This is a genomic window from Bradyrhizobium diazoefficiens (assembly GCF_016616885.1).
Lineage (GTDB): Bacteria > Pseudomonadota > Alphaproteobacteria > Rhizobiales > Xanthobacteraceae > Bradyrhizobium > Bradyrhizobium diazoefficiens_F.
Map to the genome: position 1 here is coordinate 2,561,352 of NZ_CP067102.1, position 16,995 is coordinate 2,578,346.

Genomic DNA, 16,995 nt, shown 5'->3' on the forward strand with positions numbered 1-16,995 from the left:
GCGTGAAAACGCGCGCGGTGATCACGGGTTCCACCTTCATGAAGGAATTGTTATCAGCCGCTTCATCCGACGTTCATGCCGACTTTGCGAGGATAAACGCCATCAACACGGGAACATTCGATATGGGCAAGGTGGTCTTTCTCTATCGCTCGCTGGCCTACCGTAACGCAGCGGCCGACATGCTGCGCAAGGCACGCAAGCTGCCGCGCGGTGCAGAGCGCAGCGCCGCCCGCCGCTACGCGACGGCGTTGCGTGATCTCGCGCAAACGGAAGCCTGGCTCGAGGGGCGCGTCGCTGACGAACCGCGGCCGTTGCCACGGTTGAAGGTCGCTAGGTCGCGCTAACCCGACGCGCGCTGAAGTTCGGGAGAGGTGCTGGCCTCGTACTTGTCCTGCGCCCCCGATGTCGCCGCGCTCTTGCGCGTCAACGGCACATCGAGACGGCACAGCAGGCCCTCTGAACGCCAATCGAACTGGGCCTGTCCGCCGAGCTGGGATTCAACACTGGCCAGCAGGCTTCTTGTGCCGAAGCCACGCGACTTCGGCGTCCTGACCAGCGGCCCTCCGGTCTCCTCCCAGGTCAAGACGAGGAGATCGTTCTCGGCCTGCCAGCCGATCGCGAGCCGCCCCGACCGGGTCGACAGCGCGCCATACTTGGCCGAATTGGTGAAGAGCTCGTGCAGCGCCAGCGCCAGCGTCTGTGCGGTCGCCGGCGGCAACTGCACTTCGGGACCCGCGAGCTTGATCTGTCCGCCGAGCGAATAGGGCGCAAGTTCCTCCTCGATCAGCTTGGAGAGCTCGGCACCCTGCCAGCTCGACAGCGACAGGATGGTGTGCACGCGCGCCAGCGCATTGATGCGCCCCTCGACGGCGCTGACATAAGCCTTGACCTCGTCGGCGCGGGTGAGGCGCACGATCGATTGCGCCAGCGCCAGCGCATTCTTGGCGCGGTGATCGACTTCCCGCGCCAGCAGGTTCTGCCGTTCCTCGGCGCGCTTGCGTTCGGTGATATCGACGGTGACGCCGCTCACCCGCACGACGCGACCGCCCGGATCCACCGTTGCGGCCGCCGTGCCGACGCACCAGCGCACCTCGCCATCGGGCCGGCGGACGCGAAACTCTCCTTCATGGGCATGGGCACCGGTATTGAACGCGGCAATCGCCTGACCGAACTGGTCGACGTCATCCGGGTGCAGTAGCGCCTGGATGTTGGCAGAGGTGACGTTGAAGGTCTCAGGCGTCACGCCAAAAATGCGGTACTGGCCTTCGTCCCACATCCAGTCGCCGTTGACCCAGTCCCAGTCCCAGGATCCCATCTTGCCGGCGGCAATCGCCATGCTGCGCCGCTCTTCGCTCTCGCGCAACTTTGCGGTGGAGTTCTCGAGCTCGGCCGTGCGGGCCCGGACGCGATCCTCGAGATCCTGGTTCAGCCGTTCGAGCTCGCGCGTCTTGCGATAGAGCTCGGCAAACACCTTGACCTTGGCGCGCAGCACTTCCGGCACGACGGGCACCGGAACGTAATCGACCGCACCCATCTCGTAACCGCGCAGGCGGTCGATATCGCTGACCTGGATTGCCGAGATGAAGATCATCGCGGTCTTCTGGAAACGCGGATGCTCGCGGATCATGGCGGCGAGCTCGAAGCCGTCGAGCTCGGGCATGCAGACGTCGACCAGGATCACCGCGACCTCGGTCTTGAGCAGAACCTCCAGCGCCTCGCGGCCGGACGAGGCGATCACGAGGTTCTCACCGAGTTCCTTCAAGATCACCTCATAGGCAAGCAGCTTTGCCGGCTGGTCGTCGACGAGGAGGATGTTGACCTTTTCGTGGTCCATTCTCGGATCCAAACTCAGCGGTGCAGCCACATGCGGATCGCAAGCAGCAATTGATCGGTGTTGACGGGCTTTGCGAGATAGTCGGACGCGCCTGCCTCCAGGCATTTCTCTCGGTCGCCCTTCATTGCCTTCGCCGTCAGTGCGATGATCGGCAGGCGCAGGAAGGCCGGGTTCTCCCGGATCACGCCGATGGTCTGATAGCCATCCATCTGCGGCATCATGATGTCCATCAGCACGATGGCGATTTCCGGGTTGGATTCGACCAGCGTCACCGCCTCGCGGCCGGTTGTCGCCGTCAGCACCTTCATGCCGCGCCGTTCCAGCACGCTCGACAGCGCGAAGATGTTGCGGGCATCGTCGTCGACGAGCAACGCGGTCTTGCCGATCAAATCCTCGTCGGAACTGTTCAGCTTCTCCAGCATGCGCTGCTTCTCGATCGGCAGTTCCGTGATCACGCGGTGCAGGAACAGCGCGGTTTCGTCGAGCAGGCGTTCGGGCGATTCCACGCCCTTGACCACGATGCTGCGCGCCATGGTGTGGAGCTCCGCATCCTCTTCCGCAGAGAGCTCGCGGCCGGTGAACACCACCACGGGAACATTTGACAGCGTATCGTCGCGCCGGATCTGTTCGAGCACTTCGAAGCCACTCATGTCGGGCAGGCGTAGGTCGAGTACCACGCAATCGCAGGGCGCCTCGCGCAGCGTCGACAGCGCGCCGGCGCCGGTGCCGGTGGTCACGATCTCGATATCGTCGTGATGCAGCAGCTCGCGGATCGACAGCTGCTCGGCTTCGTTGTCCTCGACGATCAGCAGCCGCTTGCGCCGCGGTTGCGCATATTCCTTGATCTGCGTCAGTGCCGCGGCGACCCCCTCTGTCGTCGTCGGCTTGTTGACGAAGGAGAAGGCGCCGCGGGCCAGCGCATGCTGGCGGTCCTCGTCGAGCGTGATGATCTGCACGGGGATGTGGCGCGTCAGCGGGTTGTGCTTGAGCTGGCTCAGCACCGTCCAGCCGAGCATGTCGGGCAGGAACACGTCGAGCGAAACGGCGCGCGGCTGATACTGCTTGGCAAGCTCGAGCGCCTCCGCGCCGCGTGCGGCGACCAGGACCTTGAAGCCCTTGTCGCGCGCGAGGTCGACCAGGATGCGGGCATAATGCGGATCGTCCTCGACGATGAGCAGGATGCTGTCGCCAGGCTCGAGATTGAGGCGGTCGTCGGGAAGCTGCTCGATGACGCGCTGCTGCTCCGGCGCGGTCGGCTGGAGTGCCGGCGGCTGGTTGTGCTGCGACCCTGGCGCGGCGCGCGGCGCCAGGGTCGGGCCGGAGTATTTCAGCGGCAGATACAGCGTGAAGGTCGAGCCCTTGCCGGGCGCGCTGCGCAGGTGAATCTCGCCGCCGAGCAGGCTCGCGAGCTCGCGGCTGATGGCGAGGCCAAGGCCGGTGCCGCCGTATTTGCGGCTGGTGCCGGCGTCCGCCTGCTGGAATGCCTCGAAGATCAGCTTCTGCTTCTCCAGCGGAATGCCGATGCCGGTATCGGAGACCTCGAAGGCGATCACGGCCGGGGCGGAATTCAGGACCGGATGATCCGTGCTCCAGCCGCCGAGCGCGCCGGCAACCTGCAGCCGCACTTCGCCTTCGCCGGTGAACTTGAACGCGTTGGAGAGCAGGTTCTTCAGGACCTGCTGCAGGCGCTTGGAGTCGGTGACGATGCTGCGCGCGAGGTTCGGATCGACGTCGATCTTGAACGACAGGTTGCGGTTCTCCGCCTCATGCCGGAACGGCCGTCCGACCGTCTCGAGCAGGTTGGCGGTGAGGATTTCCTCGGCGTCAACCGTCACCGTGCCGGATTCGATCTTGGAGAGATCGAGAATGTCGCTGATGAGGTTCAGGAGGTCGGTGCCGGCGCCGTGGATGGTACGGGCGAATTCGACCTGCTTGCCCGTGAGGTTGCCGTCCGGATTGTCGGTGAGCTGCTGTCCGAGGATCAGGATCGAGTTCAGCGGCGTGCGCAGCTCGTGGCTCATATTGGCCAGGAATTCGGACTTGTACTTCGAGGTCAGCGCGAGCTCGGTTGCCTTTTCCTCGAGCGCGCGGCGGGCCTGCTCGATTTCCTGGTTCTTGCGCTCGACCTCGACGTTGCGTTCGGCGAGCTGTTGTGCCTTCTGCTCGAGCTGGTCGTTGGTCTGCTGCAGTTCGCGTTGTTGGGTCTGGAGCTCGCCGGCAAGCTGCTGCGACTGCTTCAGCAGGCCTTCGGTCTGCATCGTCGCTTCGATCGAATTGAGCACGATGCCGATGGAGTCGGTGAGCTGCTCCAGGAACGTCATCTGCGAGGTCGTAAACGAGGTGAGCGAGGCGAGCTCGATCACCGCCTTGACCTGGCCCTCGAACAGCACCGGCAGAACCACGAGGTTCTTCGGTGCGACGCGAAGCAGCGCCGAGTTGATCGGCACCACATCGGGAGGAATGTCGGCGACCACGCGCGGGCGCCTGTCGAGCGCGCACTGGCCGATCAGGCCGTCGCCAAATTGCAGCACGCGCTGATAGGGATAGACACCGTCGCCGGCATAGGAGGCAAGCAGCAGCAGCTGCGGATTGTCCTCGTTCTCGACCTGGTAGATCACGCCGGTATGCGCGTTGACCAGCGGCGACAGCTCGGTCAGCAGCAGCCGGCCGACGGTCGTGAGATCGCGCTGGCCCTGAAGCATGTTGGTGAATTTGGCGAGGTTGGTCTTCAGCCAGTCCTGCTCGGTGTTCACGTCCGTCGTCAGACGGAGGTTCGTGATCATCGTGTTGATGTTGTCTTTCAGCTCGGCCACTTCGCCGCGGGCATCGACCTGGATCGATCGCGTCAAATCGCCCTTGGTCACGGCGGTCGCGACCTCCGCGATCGCGCGGACCTGCGAGGTGAGGTTGGCCGCGAGCAGGTTGACGTTGCCGGTGAGGTCCTTCCAGGTGCCGGCCGCACCGGGCACGTCGGCCTGACCACCCAGCCGTCCCTCGACGCCGACCTCGCGCGCCACTGACGTCACCTGGTCGGCGAAGGTCGCGAGCGTCTCGGTCATGTTGTTGATAGTATCGGCGAGCGCCGCCACCTCGCCCTTCGATTTCACGGTGAGATTTTGCTTCAAATCACCGTTCGCAACAGCGGTCACCACCTTGACGATGCCGCGGACCTGTTCGGTCAGGTTCGCCGCCATGAAGTTGACGGTGTCGGTGAGGTCCTTCCAGGTGCCGGCCACGCCGGGCACCTGGGCCTGACCGCCGAGCTCGCCCTCGGTGCCGACTTCGCGCGCCACGCGGGTGACTTCGCCGGCGAATGCATTGAGCTGGTCCACCATGGTGTTGATGGTGTTCTTGAGCTCGAGGATTTCGCCCTTCACATCCACGGTGATCTTGCGGGACAAGTCGCCGCGCGCCACGGCTGTGGTCACTTCGGCGATGTTGCGGACTTGCGTGGTGAGGTTCGCGGCGAGCAGGTTGACGTTGTCGGTGAGGTCCTTCCAAGTGCCGCCGACGCCGGGCACGACGGCCTGACCGCCAAGCCGGCCTTCGGTGCCGACCTCGCGCGCCACACGCGTCACTTCGGCGGCGAAGGAGCGCAGCTGCTCGACCATCGTATTCAGGGTGTCTTTGAGCAGCAGGATCTCGCCGCGCACGTCCACCGTGATCTTCTTGGACAGGTCGCCGCCGGCGATAGCGGTCGCGACCTCGGCGATGTTGCGGACCTGGGCCGTCAGGTTCGAGGCCATGAAGTTGACGTTGTCGGTGAGGTCCTTCCAGGTGCCGGCAACGCCGGGCACTTCGGCCTGGCCGCCGAGCTTGCCTTCGGTGCCGACCTCGCGGGCGACGCGCGTGACTTCGCCGGCAAAGCCGTTGAGCTGGTCCACCATGGTGTTGATGGTGTTCTTGAGCTCGAGGATTTCGCCCTTCACGTCCACGGTGATCTTGCGGGACAAGTCGCCGCGCGCGACCGCCGTGGTCACTTCGGCGATGTTGCGGACCTGGGCGGTGAGGTTGCCGGCCATCGAGTTGACGCTGTCGGTCAAGTCCTTCCAGGTGCCGGCGACGCCGGGCACGTTGGCCTGACCGCCGAGGCGGCCTTCGGTGCCGACCTCGCGCGCCACGCGCGTCACCTCACCCGCAAAGCGGTTGAGCTGGTCGACCATCGTGTTCAGCGTATCCTTGAGCTGAAGGATCTCGCCGCGGACATCCACCGTGATCTTGCGCGAGAGGTCGCCGCCGGCGATCGCGGTCGCGACCTCGGCGATGTTGCGGACCTGGGCGGTGAGGTTGCCTGCCATCGAGTTCACGTTGTCCGTGAGGTCCTTCCAGGTACCGGCGACGCCCGTCACCTGCGCCTGGCCGCCGAGCTTGCCTTCGGTGCCGACCTCGCGCGCCACGCGGGTGACCTCGCCGGCGAAGGCGTTGAGCTGGTCGACCATGGTGTTGAGCGTTTCCTTCAGCTGAAGGATTTCGCCCGACACGTTCACGGTGATCTTCTTCGACAGGTCGCCCTTGGCGACCGCGGTCGCGACCTCGGCGATGTTACGGACCTGGCCGGTCAGGTTCGAGGCCATCGAGTTGACCGAGTCGGTTAAATCCTTCCAGGTGCCGGCGACGCCGCGCACCTGGGCCTGGCCGCCGAGCTTGCCTTCGGTGCCGACCTCGCGGGCGACGCGCGTGACTTCGCCGGCGAAGGCGTTGAGCTGGTCCACCATGGTGTTGATGGTGTCCTTCAGCTCCAGGATCTCGCCGCGGACGTCCACGGTGATCTTCTTCGACAAGTCGCCGCCGGCGACCGCCGTCGTCACCTCAGCGATGTTGCGAACCTGCGCGGTCAGGTTCGACGCCATCGAGTTGACGCTTTCCGTCAAATCCTTCCAGGTGCCGGCGACGCCGAGCACGTTGGCCTGACCGCCAAGCCGCCCTTCGGTGCCGACCTCGCGGGCGACACGCGTGACTTCGCCGGCGAAGGCGTTGAGCTGATCGACCATGGTGTTGAGCGTTTCCTTCAGCTGAAGGATTTCGCCCGACACGTTCACGGTGATCTTCTTGGAGAGGTCTCCGCCCGCGATGGCAGTGGCGACGTCGGCGATGTTGCGGACCTGCGCGGTCAGGTTCGACGCCATGAAGTTGACGTTGTCGGTGAGGTCTTTCCAGGTGCCGGCGACGCCGGGCACCTGGGCCTGGCCGCCGAGCTTGCCTTCGGTGCCGACCTCGCGCGCCACGCGCGTCACTTCGGAGGCGAACGAGTTCAGCTGGTCCACCATCGTGTTGATGGTGTCCTTCAGCTCCAGAATTTCGCCGCGCACGTCCACTGTGATCTTGCGGGACAAGTCGCCGCGCGCCACGGCGGTGGTCACGTTGGCGATGTTGCGAACCTGTGCTGTCAGGTTGCCGCACATCGCGTTGACGGAGTCGGTGAGATCCTTCCAGGTGCCGGCGACGCCGGGCACGATGGCCTGGCCGCCGAGCTTGCCGTCGGTGCCGACCTCGCGGGCGACGCGCGTCACTTCGGAGGCAAAGGAGCGGAGCTGGTCCACCATCGTGTTGATGGCTTCCTTGAGCTGAAGAATCTCGCCGCGGACGTCGACCGTGATCTTCTTGGACAAGTCGCCGTTGGCCACCGCGATTGTCACCTCGGCGATGTTGCGAACCTGGTTGGTCAGGTTGTTCGCCATCGAGTTGACGCTCTCGGTCAGGTCCTTCCAGACGCCGGTCACCTCAGGCACCTGGGCCTGGCCGCCGAGCTTGCCTTCAGTGCCGACCTCGCGCGCGACGCGCGTCACCTCGGAGGTGAACACGCCGAGCTGCTTGATCATCGTGTTGACGATGGTCGCCGATTGCAGGAATTCGCCGCGCAGCGGGCGGCCCTCGACGTCGAGCTTGACGGTATCGAGCAAGTCGCCCTGCGCCACGGCTGCGACCGCGCGGGTTACCTCGCGCGTCGGCCACAGCAGGTCGTCGATCAGCGTATTGACGGAGCCTTCCATATCGGCCCAGGAGCCGGAGGCGAGGCCGAACTTCACGCGCTGGCGGGTCTTGCCCTCGCGTCCCACCACCTGGCCGACCAGCTCGAGCTGCTGCGCCATGCGCTGATTGGCGGCGATGATTTCGTTAAAAGTATCGGCAATCTTGCCGTCGATGCCGAGATAGTCGCCGCTCATCCGCACCGAAAAATCGCCGCTGCGCATCGCCTGCAGCGCCAGCAGCAATTCCGGCCGGGAATCCGGCTCCGATGTACCGTTGGGCTTGGGTTTTGGGACGCGACGACCGGAGCGTGATGCTGTTCCGGGATCGAGGTCGCTCATACTGATTCCCCCGCAGGCGTCGGCCGAATCTTAGGCGCGACGCGACTGGTCAAAATAGAGCGTCAGCCAAATTCGAAATCAAGCGCCAAGGTTGCGACGCGACGAATTGGAACCTGCCGTGCTTAGCCCGGCAAAACTAACGGCGAGGATCGCCAAGGGTTCCATTCGGTTTCAGTAAACTCCGGTTTTATGGGGTGGCCCATGACCATCCGCCCATGACCATCCCGTTCAGAAACTCCCGGCCATCGGCCTAGGAACGCCGGGATGGGCGCCGAGGTTAGCTGGCAAAGACAGGGAGAGCGCAAATGAAAGCCGGATTGGCCGTCTTTGTCGTCGCATTATTCGCCGCCGGATCGGCTCTGGCCCAGGCCGGTGCGCCAAGCGGGCGTGGGGCCGTGACCGGCGATCCCGCCGCAAGCTCCGCCACCCCGCACGCGGGCTCGCAGACCAGGGGGACCGCCACCAAGTCGAACCCCAGCGGCAGCGGCACCTCGACCTCGGGTGGCAAGGATGCCAATGGCGATGCGGGCCGGGACAAGATGCCCGACAGCGATCGCACCGTGCGGCCGATGAACCAGCAGCATCATCCGGAGGACAAGTAGGGCTGCTACTTGTCGGCCATGGTGCGCTCGGCGTCCTTCAACTGCGCGCGCAGCACCGGCAGGTGCTCGCGCGCGAAAGTGGCTAGCGCCGGATTGTCAGGCGTCCTCAGATAGCGCTCAAGCAGGGTGATCGTGGATTCGTATTCGGGAATCTGGGTTGCATAGAAACTTCTGACATAGGCCGGCCCGTCCGTATCATCGGGTTTGGCGAGGCTGATGCTCGCCGACGCTATCTTGCTCACGCGCGGCTCGGTGCCGATGGCAAGCTGAATCTCCTTCAGCGCCTTGTCGCGCTTGGCCGACTCTTCGGCACGAAACGCGGCGAGGTTCTTGACCTCTGCATTGCCTTTCAAATCGGTGCTCTCCAGCAGGCCCTGCTGGAAGCGGCTGAAGGCGTAGAGGCCGCTGATCACATCCGTCGCGTCAGGCGCACGGTCGCCGCGCATCTGCTCGCCCGTGCTGTCGGCAAGAGCTGCGGTGCTGATGGAGGCCAGGACGATCGCGACCAATATCTGCATGACTATCCAATGACTTGTAACCTGCGAAGTTCCGCCCGACGTTACGATCCCGTAAGGACGGTTGCGGAACGCGTGTTCCGTGCCCACGTCTTTCCCATGAAACAGTCCGACATCTTCAGGGGCAACGCCGAGAACTGCCTGCAATTGGCCGAGCGTTCGGAAGGGCAACCCGCCTATAATCGCTATTCGCGCATGGCGGATGCCTGGATGGCCTTGGCGAAAGAGCAGGACTGGCTCGATGGAGAGATCCCACCCGTTAAGGTCGGCGCCCTGCACAGCCAGAGTGCCTGACGGCTCTCGCTTTCGTGAGTCCACGTGTGTGAGACCGCTCACGGTATCAGCGGGACCAATCAACAATCATACGGGAATAGTCGATCGCGTTTGATTTTCCAATTCCAGAAGGAGGTTTTGCGATGGCTCCACGTCTGGCACTTCTCTCACTCATTCTCGCCTTCGGCGTTTCGGTCGCGTTCGCGACGGTGACGACGGTCCGGCAGGTGCATCAGGAAAACGCATCGGTCGCGGTGCATGCGGCGCATAGCTAGCGTCGCACACCTTTCGCACGTTCGGAACATTCGACGCACCGGAGCGTAAGCGCTTCGAGGCATCGGAACACGCGAGAGGACATCATGGCACATTCCGACCACGGCATCGTCAAGGACAAGCGCGCGGAGGATCAGCCACGCGACAAGCGGCGCGCGCAAACCGTGCACAAGACAGACCAAAAGAGTTCGCCGTCACGTGAGGCGACGCGCGATCCCAAGCTCAATGACGACAGCAAGACGCCCGGCTCCGGCATGACGCCGGATGATTCCGGCGCCGCACCGAGCGGCTGACCGAGCGAGGAACGAATCCCTGCGCGATGAGTCGACTGATTGCTTCCGGTTGTCATGCCCCCGGTGGTCCGGAAGCAATCTCCAAGGACGGCCCTGGCACCCCACTGTGCCGGGGTCGTTTGCTTTGCGATGGTTGTGATCAGTCTTCGTTCCCGGGGGCGCCCTGTGTGTGCCCATCCGGCCCGCGGCCGAACACCCCGAAGCTGCTCGACTTCACGCCAGCTGCAGCATCAACGTCTGCGACGGCCAGTCCGAACTTGAGAAGTTCGCGAACCGCCGCGGCGCGCGTCGGCATGCGATGTTTGAACCGGAAATCATCAATGGCGGCCAGCTCTTCCGGCGAGAGCATGACCTGAAGGCGCTCGGCGCGAAGGTCATTCATGGTCGATCACATAAATTGAGTAGTTTGAGTAGTTCGCTCAACGGCCGAACTCGGAGCGAGTTCCACAAGAGTCGGCAAAACCCCAAAATGAGTAAAAAAGTAAAGTAAAAACAATAGGTTAAGCCTTGAAACGACTCTCCGAGAAGCGCATTTTATAGGAAAGGGAGATGGGTCATGACGGACAAGGTCAGATTACCCCGCAAGCTTTCCGAGGAACCCGAAGCGCCGAAGCCGGTGCGCCCGAGCCATCAGAAGGTGATTGAGCAAGTCGAGCGCTGGGCCAACAGCCCGGGCCTACAACCACCGAGGACGGATGATGCGAAGACGGTCTGAACCCCACACATTCGAGGAACGTCTCGACGCGCAGAGGCTGCGGCTCGAGCACGAGCTGTCGCGCGTGCCGGATGGCCAACAGCGCGACACCCTGGTGGCGCGCATCGATCAGCTGCAGACTGCGGCCGAGATGTACGATTTCCTGATGACACGGGAAGATGCTGCGGCTTCTCGCTGATCACCCTTGGCGTTGATCACCCTTGGCGTTCAGTCCGCTTAACGTGGGCGGTGATGCGAAGCTTCCGCCTCAACCACCACGCTGACACCGAGACGGCAGCCCATGCCAGGATGGCGGCCGCGAATGCAATGATCACGCTGGCCGCGACCAGGGCGTAGAAGGTGGCGGCGAACGCGGCAAGACCCAAGCTCCCCAGGCCGGCACCCGTGGCATCGAGAGCTGCAGCCTGCTGCCCGCGTCTCCGTCCGCTGAGACCTGCCTTCTCCTTGGTCCGGCGTTCATGGCTTTCGATCAATGTCGCGCTGGCGCAGAAGATGGCGGGGAGGGCGAGGAAGAGCCCACCGATGGCGACGCCAAAGCGTGCACTCATGACGCCCGCGAAAACCGTCGCCAAGCCACCGAGCAGGAAGCGAACGCCGTATTCGTACCACCGCGTTTGTCTCAGAGCCGACGTCGACAGTTTGACCAGCATCACACGGCGCCTCCGAAACCCGCGAGCAAGGCAAAGGCAACCGCAAGCCATACGACGGAAGCGATGATGGTGGCAGGTAGCGCCGAGAATCGAAATCTCACCAGGAGATGGCACACGGCGATGCTGTAGCAGGCGAGGGCCACCGCACCATAGATCATGGTCCAGCTTTCCGCTGCCGCATATTGCGGCCCGTGGTGGACGACAGCGATCCCCAGCGTCGCCAGGGCTACCGATGGCGCGGCACCGAGGAGGCCACCGAAACTCTTGGGCCGCAACATGTCGCCGAGGATCGCGAAGGCGGACACGATCACGCCGCCGGCGATGAAACGGAGGACGTACTCACTCATGACCGAATCCGCCGATCCGCTGGCTTATTGCTCCGCCTTGCCAGCGTCCACGGCCTCAGGATTCGCTCGATGACGATGCCCAGGGTGAAGCCCGCGATCACATCACTGGCCCAATGCGCGAGCAGCGCGATGCGTGTCAACGACAGGGCTGTCGCGATGACGCGAACGAAACGTCGCCGGGGAGGGGGCAGCAGGCCGGCCGCGGAGGCCAGCGCGCCCATGTGCACCGCGTGGCCCGACGGAAAGGCATCGCGCGCCTGTCCGGAGAACGGGATGCCGCGACGATGCCCTCGTATCGTCAGCCGGTCCGGCCTGATCTGGTTGAACGCGGATTTCAGGATGTGGGGGACTATCGCCGTCACCAGCGACACCACGAGGATGTGGTTGGCCGCACGGCGCTCTTCGGCGGGGCGCCGCCTGGCGAAGAGCCACCCCGCAGCGGCGAGAACGAGCAGCACATGTTCGTCGGCGCCCCAGGTCAGGGCTTCGGCAGTCCCCTCGAGCTCCGGGTTGGTGTGATCTGCGATCTCATTCGCGATCGCGATATCGATCCGCGTGGGTTTGACTGTTACGAGCGCCATTGATCCGGGATGGGCGAAAAATTCTCCATGACGGTTTTGTAAGGCCGAACGCCGACGATCGTTCCTGCGTTACGGCTGTCCCGATCCGCCCGCGGAGCCATAGACTTGGCCGGTCGCATAGCTCGCATCGGCTGCGGCGAGCTGCACGTAGATCGAGGCCAACTCGGCGGGCTGGCCGGGCCGCCCGAGCGGCGTCATGCCGCCGAACTTTTCGAGCTTCTCCATGGTGGCGCCGCCGGAGACCTGGAGAGGCGTCCAGATTGGTCCCGGCGCAACACCGTTGACGCGAATCCCCCTGGAAGCGAGCTGCTTTGCTAGCGACTTCACGTAGTTCATGGTCGCCGCCTTGGTCTGTGCGTAGTCATAGAGATCGGGTGAGGGATCGTAAGCCTGCTCGGATGTCGTGCCGATGATGCAGGATCCAGGTTTGAGATGCGGTAGCGCCGCCTTGATGATCCAGAACGGCGCGTAGATGTTTGTCTTCATGGTCGCATCGAAATCCTCCGACGAGACGTCGAGGATGGAGGTGCGCGCCTGCTGTCGCGCCGCGTTGTTGACGATGATGTCGAGGCCGCCGAGGCCTTGCACGGCCTGTTCGACCAGGGTCTTGCAGAAGGCTTCGTCCTTGAGGTCACCGGGGATGGCGAGCCCCGTGCGGCTCTCCTTCTTGATCAGTGCGATCACCTCCCGGGCATCGGGCTCCTCCGCCGGCAGATAGTTGATGGCGACGTCGGCGCCTTCGCGCGCATAGGCGATCGCGGCTGCGCGGCCCATGCCGGAATCGCCGCCGGTGATCAACGCCTTGCGGCCGGCGAGCCGGCCGGAGCCCTTGTAGCTGGCCTCGCCATGGTCCGGTCGCGGCTCCATCTTGCCGGCGAGGCCGGGCCAGGGCTGCGACTGCTTCTTGAACGGCGGCTTCGGATAGCGGGTGACGGGATCGATCAGGTCCTGCTTGGCCATGTCGGTGCTTCCTTTCGCTGTCGCGGATGCCAGCGAAGCCGCAGCGGGCATGGCGCTCGCCGCGTGGACGATGGGCTGGCGGGATACTCTGTCCAGGGCGAGGGGACGCCGGTAAGGCCGGCATCCCCGCAAAATGTCTATTTCGACTGTCCGACACTCGGCGCCCGGCCAAGCTCCTTGGCCATATCGAGATGATGCCTGAGTGCTGGCAGCGTCTTGTCGGTCCAATCCTTCAGCGCGGCATTGTCGCCGCCCTTGGCATAGCGATCGAACAGCGAGATCGCGTCTTCGTGCGCGCTGACCTGATAGGAGTTGTAGTCCGAGCTGAAGTCCTTGCCGGAGGCATTCTTGAGCTTGTCGAGCTTGCTCTGGTGCGAGCTGTCGAGCGCCGTCGGCAGCGTGGCCTGCACCTTGCCATTGCCGACGAGGGCCTTCAGCTCGCTGCTGGTCTTGGTGTGGTCGGTCACCATCTGCTGCGCGAAGCTCTTCTCCTGCGCGTTGCCCTTCTGCTCGGCAAGCTTGCTCGACTCGATCTCGAACATGTCGCTGACGGCGACCTCCTTGACGAAATCGGCGGTGGTCGGTGCGACGCCGAGCGCCGAGTTGACGCCGGTTTTCTCACCGAGCGACTGGGCAAGCGCTGGGCCTGCGAGAAGCACGCAGGCGATGGCGATGACGGTACGTTTCATGGTCAGGTCCCTCTGATTGGCCACACGGCCTTTGCCGCGCGGGTCTTTGCGGCGACCAACACGGCCTCAGAACCAAGGTTCCTAATCCGTTGGATTGCGGCCAGTGCGGGGATTGACCGGATCAGTCGGCTTCCGCCGCAGCCGTTCGGGCAGGAATGGCTCGGACGGCGAGGCTGATGGCTCGGCGCGCACATCGGCATGACGCTGCGCCCGCTCATGCGGCGTCTGGTTGGTATTGATCTGGCGCTTCACGTCGACGCCGTCGACGGGATCGTTGACGCCGTGCTGAATGTCACGAAAATCGCCCATGGTTGACCTCATTCGTTTCCAGGCAGGATCTTTTCCAGCACTTGCCGGGCCGCTCCCTTGATCACCCCGGTCTCGTCAGGATCGCCCTTCATCAAAGCGAGCGAAAAGTTCTTTGCCTGCTGCAGGGTGATGTGCGGCGGCAATGGCGGCACTTCGGGATCGGTCTTCACCTCCAGCACGACAGGCATCTCGCTTGCCAGCGCCTGCTCCCAGGCCGAGCCGAGCAATTGCGGGCTATCGACGAAGATGCCGGTGAGGCCGATCATCTCGGCGAAACGCGAATAGGGCACGTCGGGGATACGCTGCGAGGCCTCGAATTTGGGATCGCCATTGATGATGCGCTGCTCCCAGGTAACCTGGTTGAGATCTTCGTTGTTGAAGACGCAGACCACAAAGCGCGGATCGCGCCAGGATCGCCAGTATTTCGCGGCGGTGATCAGCTCGGCCATGTTGTTCATCTGCATGGCGCCGTCGCCGACCAGCGCGATCACCGGCCGGTCCGGATGGGCGTATTTCGCCGCGAGCGCGTAAGGGACCGCCGCGCCCATCGATGCGAGGCCGCCGGATAGCGAGGCCGTCATGCCGCGCCGGATCTTGAGATCGCGCGCGAACCAGTTGGCACAGGAGCCGGAATCGCTGGTGATGATGGCGCGCTCGGGCAGGCGCGGCGACAGCTCCCAGGCGACGAGCTGGGGATTGATGGGCGCGGCGGGCTGATGCGCACGGTCGTCCAGCGTCTTCCACCATTTCGCTACGTCATCCTCGATGCCCTTGCGCCAGGCGCCGTCGCTCCTGGGCGCGAGCCGTGGCAGCAAGCTCCGCAATGTCTCCGCGGCGTCGCCGACGAGGCTGACCTCCATGGGGAAGCGGATCGACGTCATGCCGGCATCAATGTCGATCTGCACGCCGCGCGCGGCGGCTTCCTTCGGAAGGAATTCTGCGTAAGGGAACGCGGAGCCGACCATCAGCAGCGTGTCGCATTCCATCATCATGTTGTAGCTGGGCTCGGTGCCGAGCAGGCCGATCGAGCCCGTCACCCATGGCAGATCGTCCGGGAGTGCCGCCTTGCCGAGCAGCGCCTTGGCGCAGCCGGCCGACAGGCGATCGGCAACGCTGATCACTTCGTCCGTGGCCTGCAGCGCGCCGGCGCCGATGAGCATGGCGACCTTCTTGCCGGCGTTGAGCACCTCCGCGGCACGATCGAGCTCGGTCTCGCGCGGCATCACGCGTGGGGCACTGTAGCCGACACCGGAATGCAGGGTGCCGTGCGCGCGGGGCGGCGCTTCGTGGGGCTCCTCTTGGAGATCATTGGGCAGGATGATCGCGGTGGGAGCACGGCGTGCGAGCGCGATGCGCACTGCGCGATCGATCAGGTGTCGCACTTGAGCGGGCGAGGACGCCTGCGCGACATACGCGCCCGCGACGTCCTTGAACATTGAGACGAGATCGAGTTCCTGCTGATAGCTCCCGCCGAGCGCGTTTCGCGCCTGCTGGCCGACGATCGCCAGCACGGGCTGGTGATCCAGCAGCGCATCATAGAGGCCGGTGATCAGATGTGAGGCGCCGGGCCCGGAGGTCGCGATACAGACGCCAAGCTCGCCGGAAAACTTCGCATAAGCGCTTGCCATGAACGCCGCCATCTCCTCGTGCCTGGCCTGCACGAAGCCGATCTTGGCTTCCGCCCGGTTCATAGCGCCGAACACGCCGTTGATGCCGTCGCCTGGATAACCGAAGATGTGGCGTACACCCCATTGATGCAGACGCCGAACGATGAAGTCGGAGATGGTCTGGGTCATTGCGGCTCCCGGTTTCCTTGCACTGAAACATCAAGAACAGCGCGTTCCCGGCGATGTTCCTGTTTGGAGCAGGCACCTTCTGGAACGATCACCCCTTCACACAAGTTGTTCTACACATTGGCTGAGTGGAGAATTGAGATGTTGAATCAGGGAGAACTGGACCGCAGCGAGATGGGCCGGCTGATCGGCAGTGACAAGGTGGAGGGAACATCGGTCTACGGTTCCGATCGCAACCGGATTGGTTCGATCGAACGTGTGATGATCGACAAGGTCAGCGGCAAGGTATCTTACGCCGTGCTTGGCTTCGGCGGATTTTTGGGGCTCGGCAACGATCACTATCCCTTGCCCTGGCAGTCGCTGAAATACGACACCGAGCTTGGTGGCTATGTCACCGGGATCACTGCCAAGGCGCTCGAAGGCGCGCCGAAATATAGCGAGCGCAGCGATTGGAACTGGGGTGATGACGCCGCTACCCGCAGCATCAACGCCTATTACGGCGTTCCCTTCGCTTGATCGCCCGATCGAGAGGGAGATCCGATGAGCCAGGAAAAGCCTGACAACGATCCCCGGCACCAGAATGACTGGGGATCGCATGCCCAGACGGACAAGCCCTGGAAGGGCAATCCGGAGAAGGAGCAGAAGTCCGGCGACAAGAAGCCTGATCTGGAGAGGTGGCACGAGACCAAGACGCACTAGGTGCGCCGATTGACACGAGCGCGGCAGGTCAAGTGCCGCGCTTCTTTTTTGGGCAATGCAATCACGAATAGCAGTGGTGCTCTCAGAACCCGGAACCATGTTTTGGCGCTGCGGTTGGGCTCGCAGCGCGGGTGCCGGCTCTGGCTACACCTGC

General features: G+C 63.9%; 20 protein-coding genes. 9 read left to right on the plus strand and 11 right to left on the minus strand.

Features of this window, described 5'->3' with window-relative positions:
* The first annotated feature begins 2 nt into the window (after positions 1-2).
* Positions 3-344 (plus strand): hypothetical protein, encoded by a 342-nt coding sequence (locus JJC00_RS38065; RefSeq protein ID WP_246774178.1) that lies wholly within the window; start codon positions 3-5, stop codon positions 342-344.
* Here the strand turns inward: JJC00_RS38065 and JJC00_RS11645 are convergent.
* Both JJC00_RS11645 and JJC00_RS11650 read right to left on the minus strand, forming a co-directional pair.
* The gene (locus tag JJC00_RS11645; protein ID WP_200472696.1) at positions 341-1,834 is read right to left on the minus strand and encodes a sensor histidine kinase; all 1,494 of its coding nucleotides are present in this window, start codon (positions 1,832-1,834) and stop codon (positions 341-343) included. The genes JJC00_RS38065 and JJC00_RS11645 overlap by 4 nt on opposite strands.
* Before the next feature lie 14 nt (positions 1,835-1,848).
* Positions 1,849-8,142, minus strand: coding sequence for a HAMP domain-containing protein (locus JJC00_RS11650; protein ID WP_200472697.1), 6,294 nt, complete (start codon positions 8,140-8,142; stop codon positions 1,849-1,851).
* A gap of 305 nt (positions 8,143-8,447) precedes the next feature.
* Between JJC00_RS11650 and JJC00_RS11655 the strand changes: the two genes are divergently transcribed.
* Positions 8,448-8,744, plus strand: a complete 297-nt coding sequence (locus tag JJC00_RS11655; RefSeq protein ID WP_200472698.1) for a hypothetical protein — start codon at positions 8,448-8,450, stop codon at positions 8,742-8,744.
* Between the two features lie 5 nt (positions 8,745-8,749).
* On the opposite strand, the gene JJC00_RS11660 is transcribed toward JJC00_RS11655, so the two are convergent.
* On the minus strand, positions 8,750-9,262 hold the full coding sequence (locus JJC00_RS11660) for a DUF4142 domain-containing protein (RefSeq protein ID WP_200474083.1): 513 nt from the start codon (positions 9,260-9,262) through the stop codon (positions 8,750-8,752).
* Positions 9,263-9,358: 96 nt separating this feature from the next.
* Here JJC00_RS11660 and JJC00_RS11665 point away from each other — a divergent pair, with 96 nt between their 5' ends.
* The 3 genes from JJC00_RS11665 (at position 9,359) to JJC00_RS11670 (ending at position 10,098) form a co-directional block, all read left to right on the plus strand.
* A complete protein-coding gene (locus tag JJC00_RS11665) occupies positions 9,359-9,553 on the plus strand; it encodes a hypothetical protein (RefSeq protein WP_200472699.1) in 195 nt (64 codons plus the stop codon).
* A 122-nt stretch (positions 9,554-9,675) separates the two neighbouring features.
* Complete coding sequence (locus JJC00_RS38590) at positions 9,676-9,807, plus strand: hypothetical protein (protein WP_271606962.1); 132 nt, start codon at positions 9,676-9,678, stop codon at positions 9,805-9,807.
* An 84-nt stretch (positions 9,808-9,891) separates the two neighbouring features.
* The gene (locus tag JJC00_RS11670) at positions 9,892-10,098 is read left to right on the plus strand and encodes a hypothetical protein (protein WP_200472700.1); all 207 of its coding nucleotides are present in this window, start codon (positions 9,892-9,894) and stop codon (positions 10,096-10,098) included.
* Between the two features lie 139 nt (positions 10,099-10,237).
* On the opposite strand, the gene JJC00_RS11675 is transcribed toward JJC00_RS11670, so the two are convergent.
* The gene (locus JJC00_RS11675; protein ID WP_200472701.1) at positions 10,238-10,480 is read right to left on the minus strand and encodes a hypothetical protein; all 243 of its coding nucleotides are present in this window, start codon (positions 10,478-10,480) and stop codon (positions 10,238-10,240) included.
* Positions 10,481-10,654: 174 nt separating this feature from the next.
* Between JJC00_RS11675 and JJC00_RS11680 the strand changes: the two genes are divergently transcribed.
* Together JJC00_RS11680 and JJC00_RS11685 are read left to right on the plus strand one after the other, a co-directional pair.
* Positions 10,655-10,813: a hypothetical protein gene (locus tag JJC00_RS11680; protein ID WP_200472702.1), complete on the plus strand. Its 159-nt coding sequence runs from the start codon at positions 10,655-10,657 to the stop codon at positions 10,811-10,813.
* Positions 10,797-10,991, plus strand: a complete 195-nt coding sequence (locus tag JJC00_RS11685) for a hypothetical protein (protein ID WP_200472703.1) — start codon at positions 10,797-10,799, stop codon at positions 10,989-10,991. The genes JJC00_RS11680 and JJC00_RS11685 overlap by 17 nt, the downstream gene beginning before the upstream one ends.
* 16 nt (positions 10,992-11,007) lie before the next feature.
* Here JJC00_RS11685 and JJC00_RS11690 read toward each other — a convergent pair whose 3' ends face one another.
* The 7 genes from JJC00_RS11690 to JJC00_RS11720 all read right to left on the minus strand — a co-directional run bounded on the left by JJC00_RS11690 (position 11,008) and on the right by JJC00_RS11720 (position 16,145).
* A complete protein-coding gene (locus JJC00_RS11690) occupies positions 11,008-11,463 on the minus strand; it encodes a hypothetical protein (RefSeq protein ID WP_200472704.1) in 456 nt (151 codons plus the stop codon).
* Positions 11,463-11,810, minus strand: a complete 348-nt coding sequence (locus JJC00_RS11695) for a DUF3147 family protein (RefSeq protein WP_200472705.1) — start codon at positions 11,808-11,810, stop codon at positions 11,463-11,465. Before JJC00_RS11695 ends, JJC00_RS11690 begins: the two co-directional genes overlap by 1 nt.
* Positions 11,807-12,391 carry a phosphatase PAP2 family protein gene (locus JJC00_RS11700; protein WP_200472706.1) on the minus strand — a complete coding sequence of 195 codons (585 nt, stop codon included), beginning with the start codon at positions 12,389-12,391 and terminating at the stop codon, positions 11,807-11,809. Before JJC00_RS11700 ends, JJC00_RS11695 begins: the two co-directional genes overlap by 4 nt.
* Before the next feature lie 69 nt (positions 12,392-12,460).
* Positions 12,461-13,351 carry an SDR family oxidoreductase gene (locus tag JJC00_RS11705; RefSeq protein WP_200472707.1) on the minus strand — a complete coding sequence of 297 codons (891 nt, stop codon included), beginning with the start codon at positions 13,349-13,351 and terminating at the stop codon, positions 12,461-12,463.
* Positions 13,352-13,488: 137 nt separating this feature from the next.
* The gene (locus tag JJC00_RS11710) at positions 13,489-14,040 is read right to left on the minus strand and encodes a DUF4142 domain-containing protein (protein WP_200472708.1); all 552 of its coding nucleotides are present in this window, start codon (positions 14,038-14,040) and stop codon (positions 13,489-13,491) included.
* A gap of 81 nt (positions 14,041-14,121) precedes the next feature.
* Positions 14,122-14,349 (minus strand): hypothetical protein, encoded by a 228-nt coding sequence (locus JJC00_RS11715; RefSeq protein ID WP_200472709.1) that lies wholly within the window; start codon positions 14,347-14,349, stop codon positions 14,122-14,124.
* 8 nt (positions 14,350-14,357) lie between these two features.
* Complete coding sequence (locus JJC00_RS11720; RefSeq protein WP_200472710.1) at positions 14,358-16,145, minus strand: thiamine pyrophosphate-requiring protein; 1,788 nt, start codon at positions 16,143-16,145, stop codon at positions 14,358-14,360.
* A gap of 138 nt (positions 16,146-16,283) precedes the next feature.
* Here JJC00_RS11720 and JJC00_RS11725 point away from each other — a divergent pair, with 138 nt between their 5' ends.
* Together JJC00_RS11725 and JJC00_RS11730 are read left to right on the plus strand one after the other, a co-directional pair.
* Complete coding sequence (locus JJC00_RS11725; RefSeq protein ID WP_200472711.1) at positions 16,284-16,658, plus strand: PRC-barrel domain-containing protein; 375 nt, start codon at positions 16,284-16,286, stop codon at positions 16,656-16,658.
* A 24-nt stretch (positions 16,659-16,682) separates the two neighbouring features.
* Positions 16,683-16,841, plus strand: a complete 159-nt coding sequence (locus tag JJC00_RS11730) for a hypothetical protein (RefSeq protein WP_200472712.1) — start codon at positions 16,683-16,685, stop codon at positions 16,839-16,841.
* Positions 16,842-16,995 lie beyond the last annotated feature (154 nt).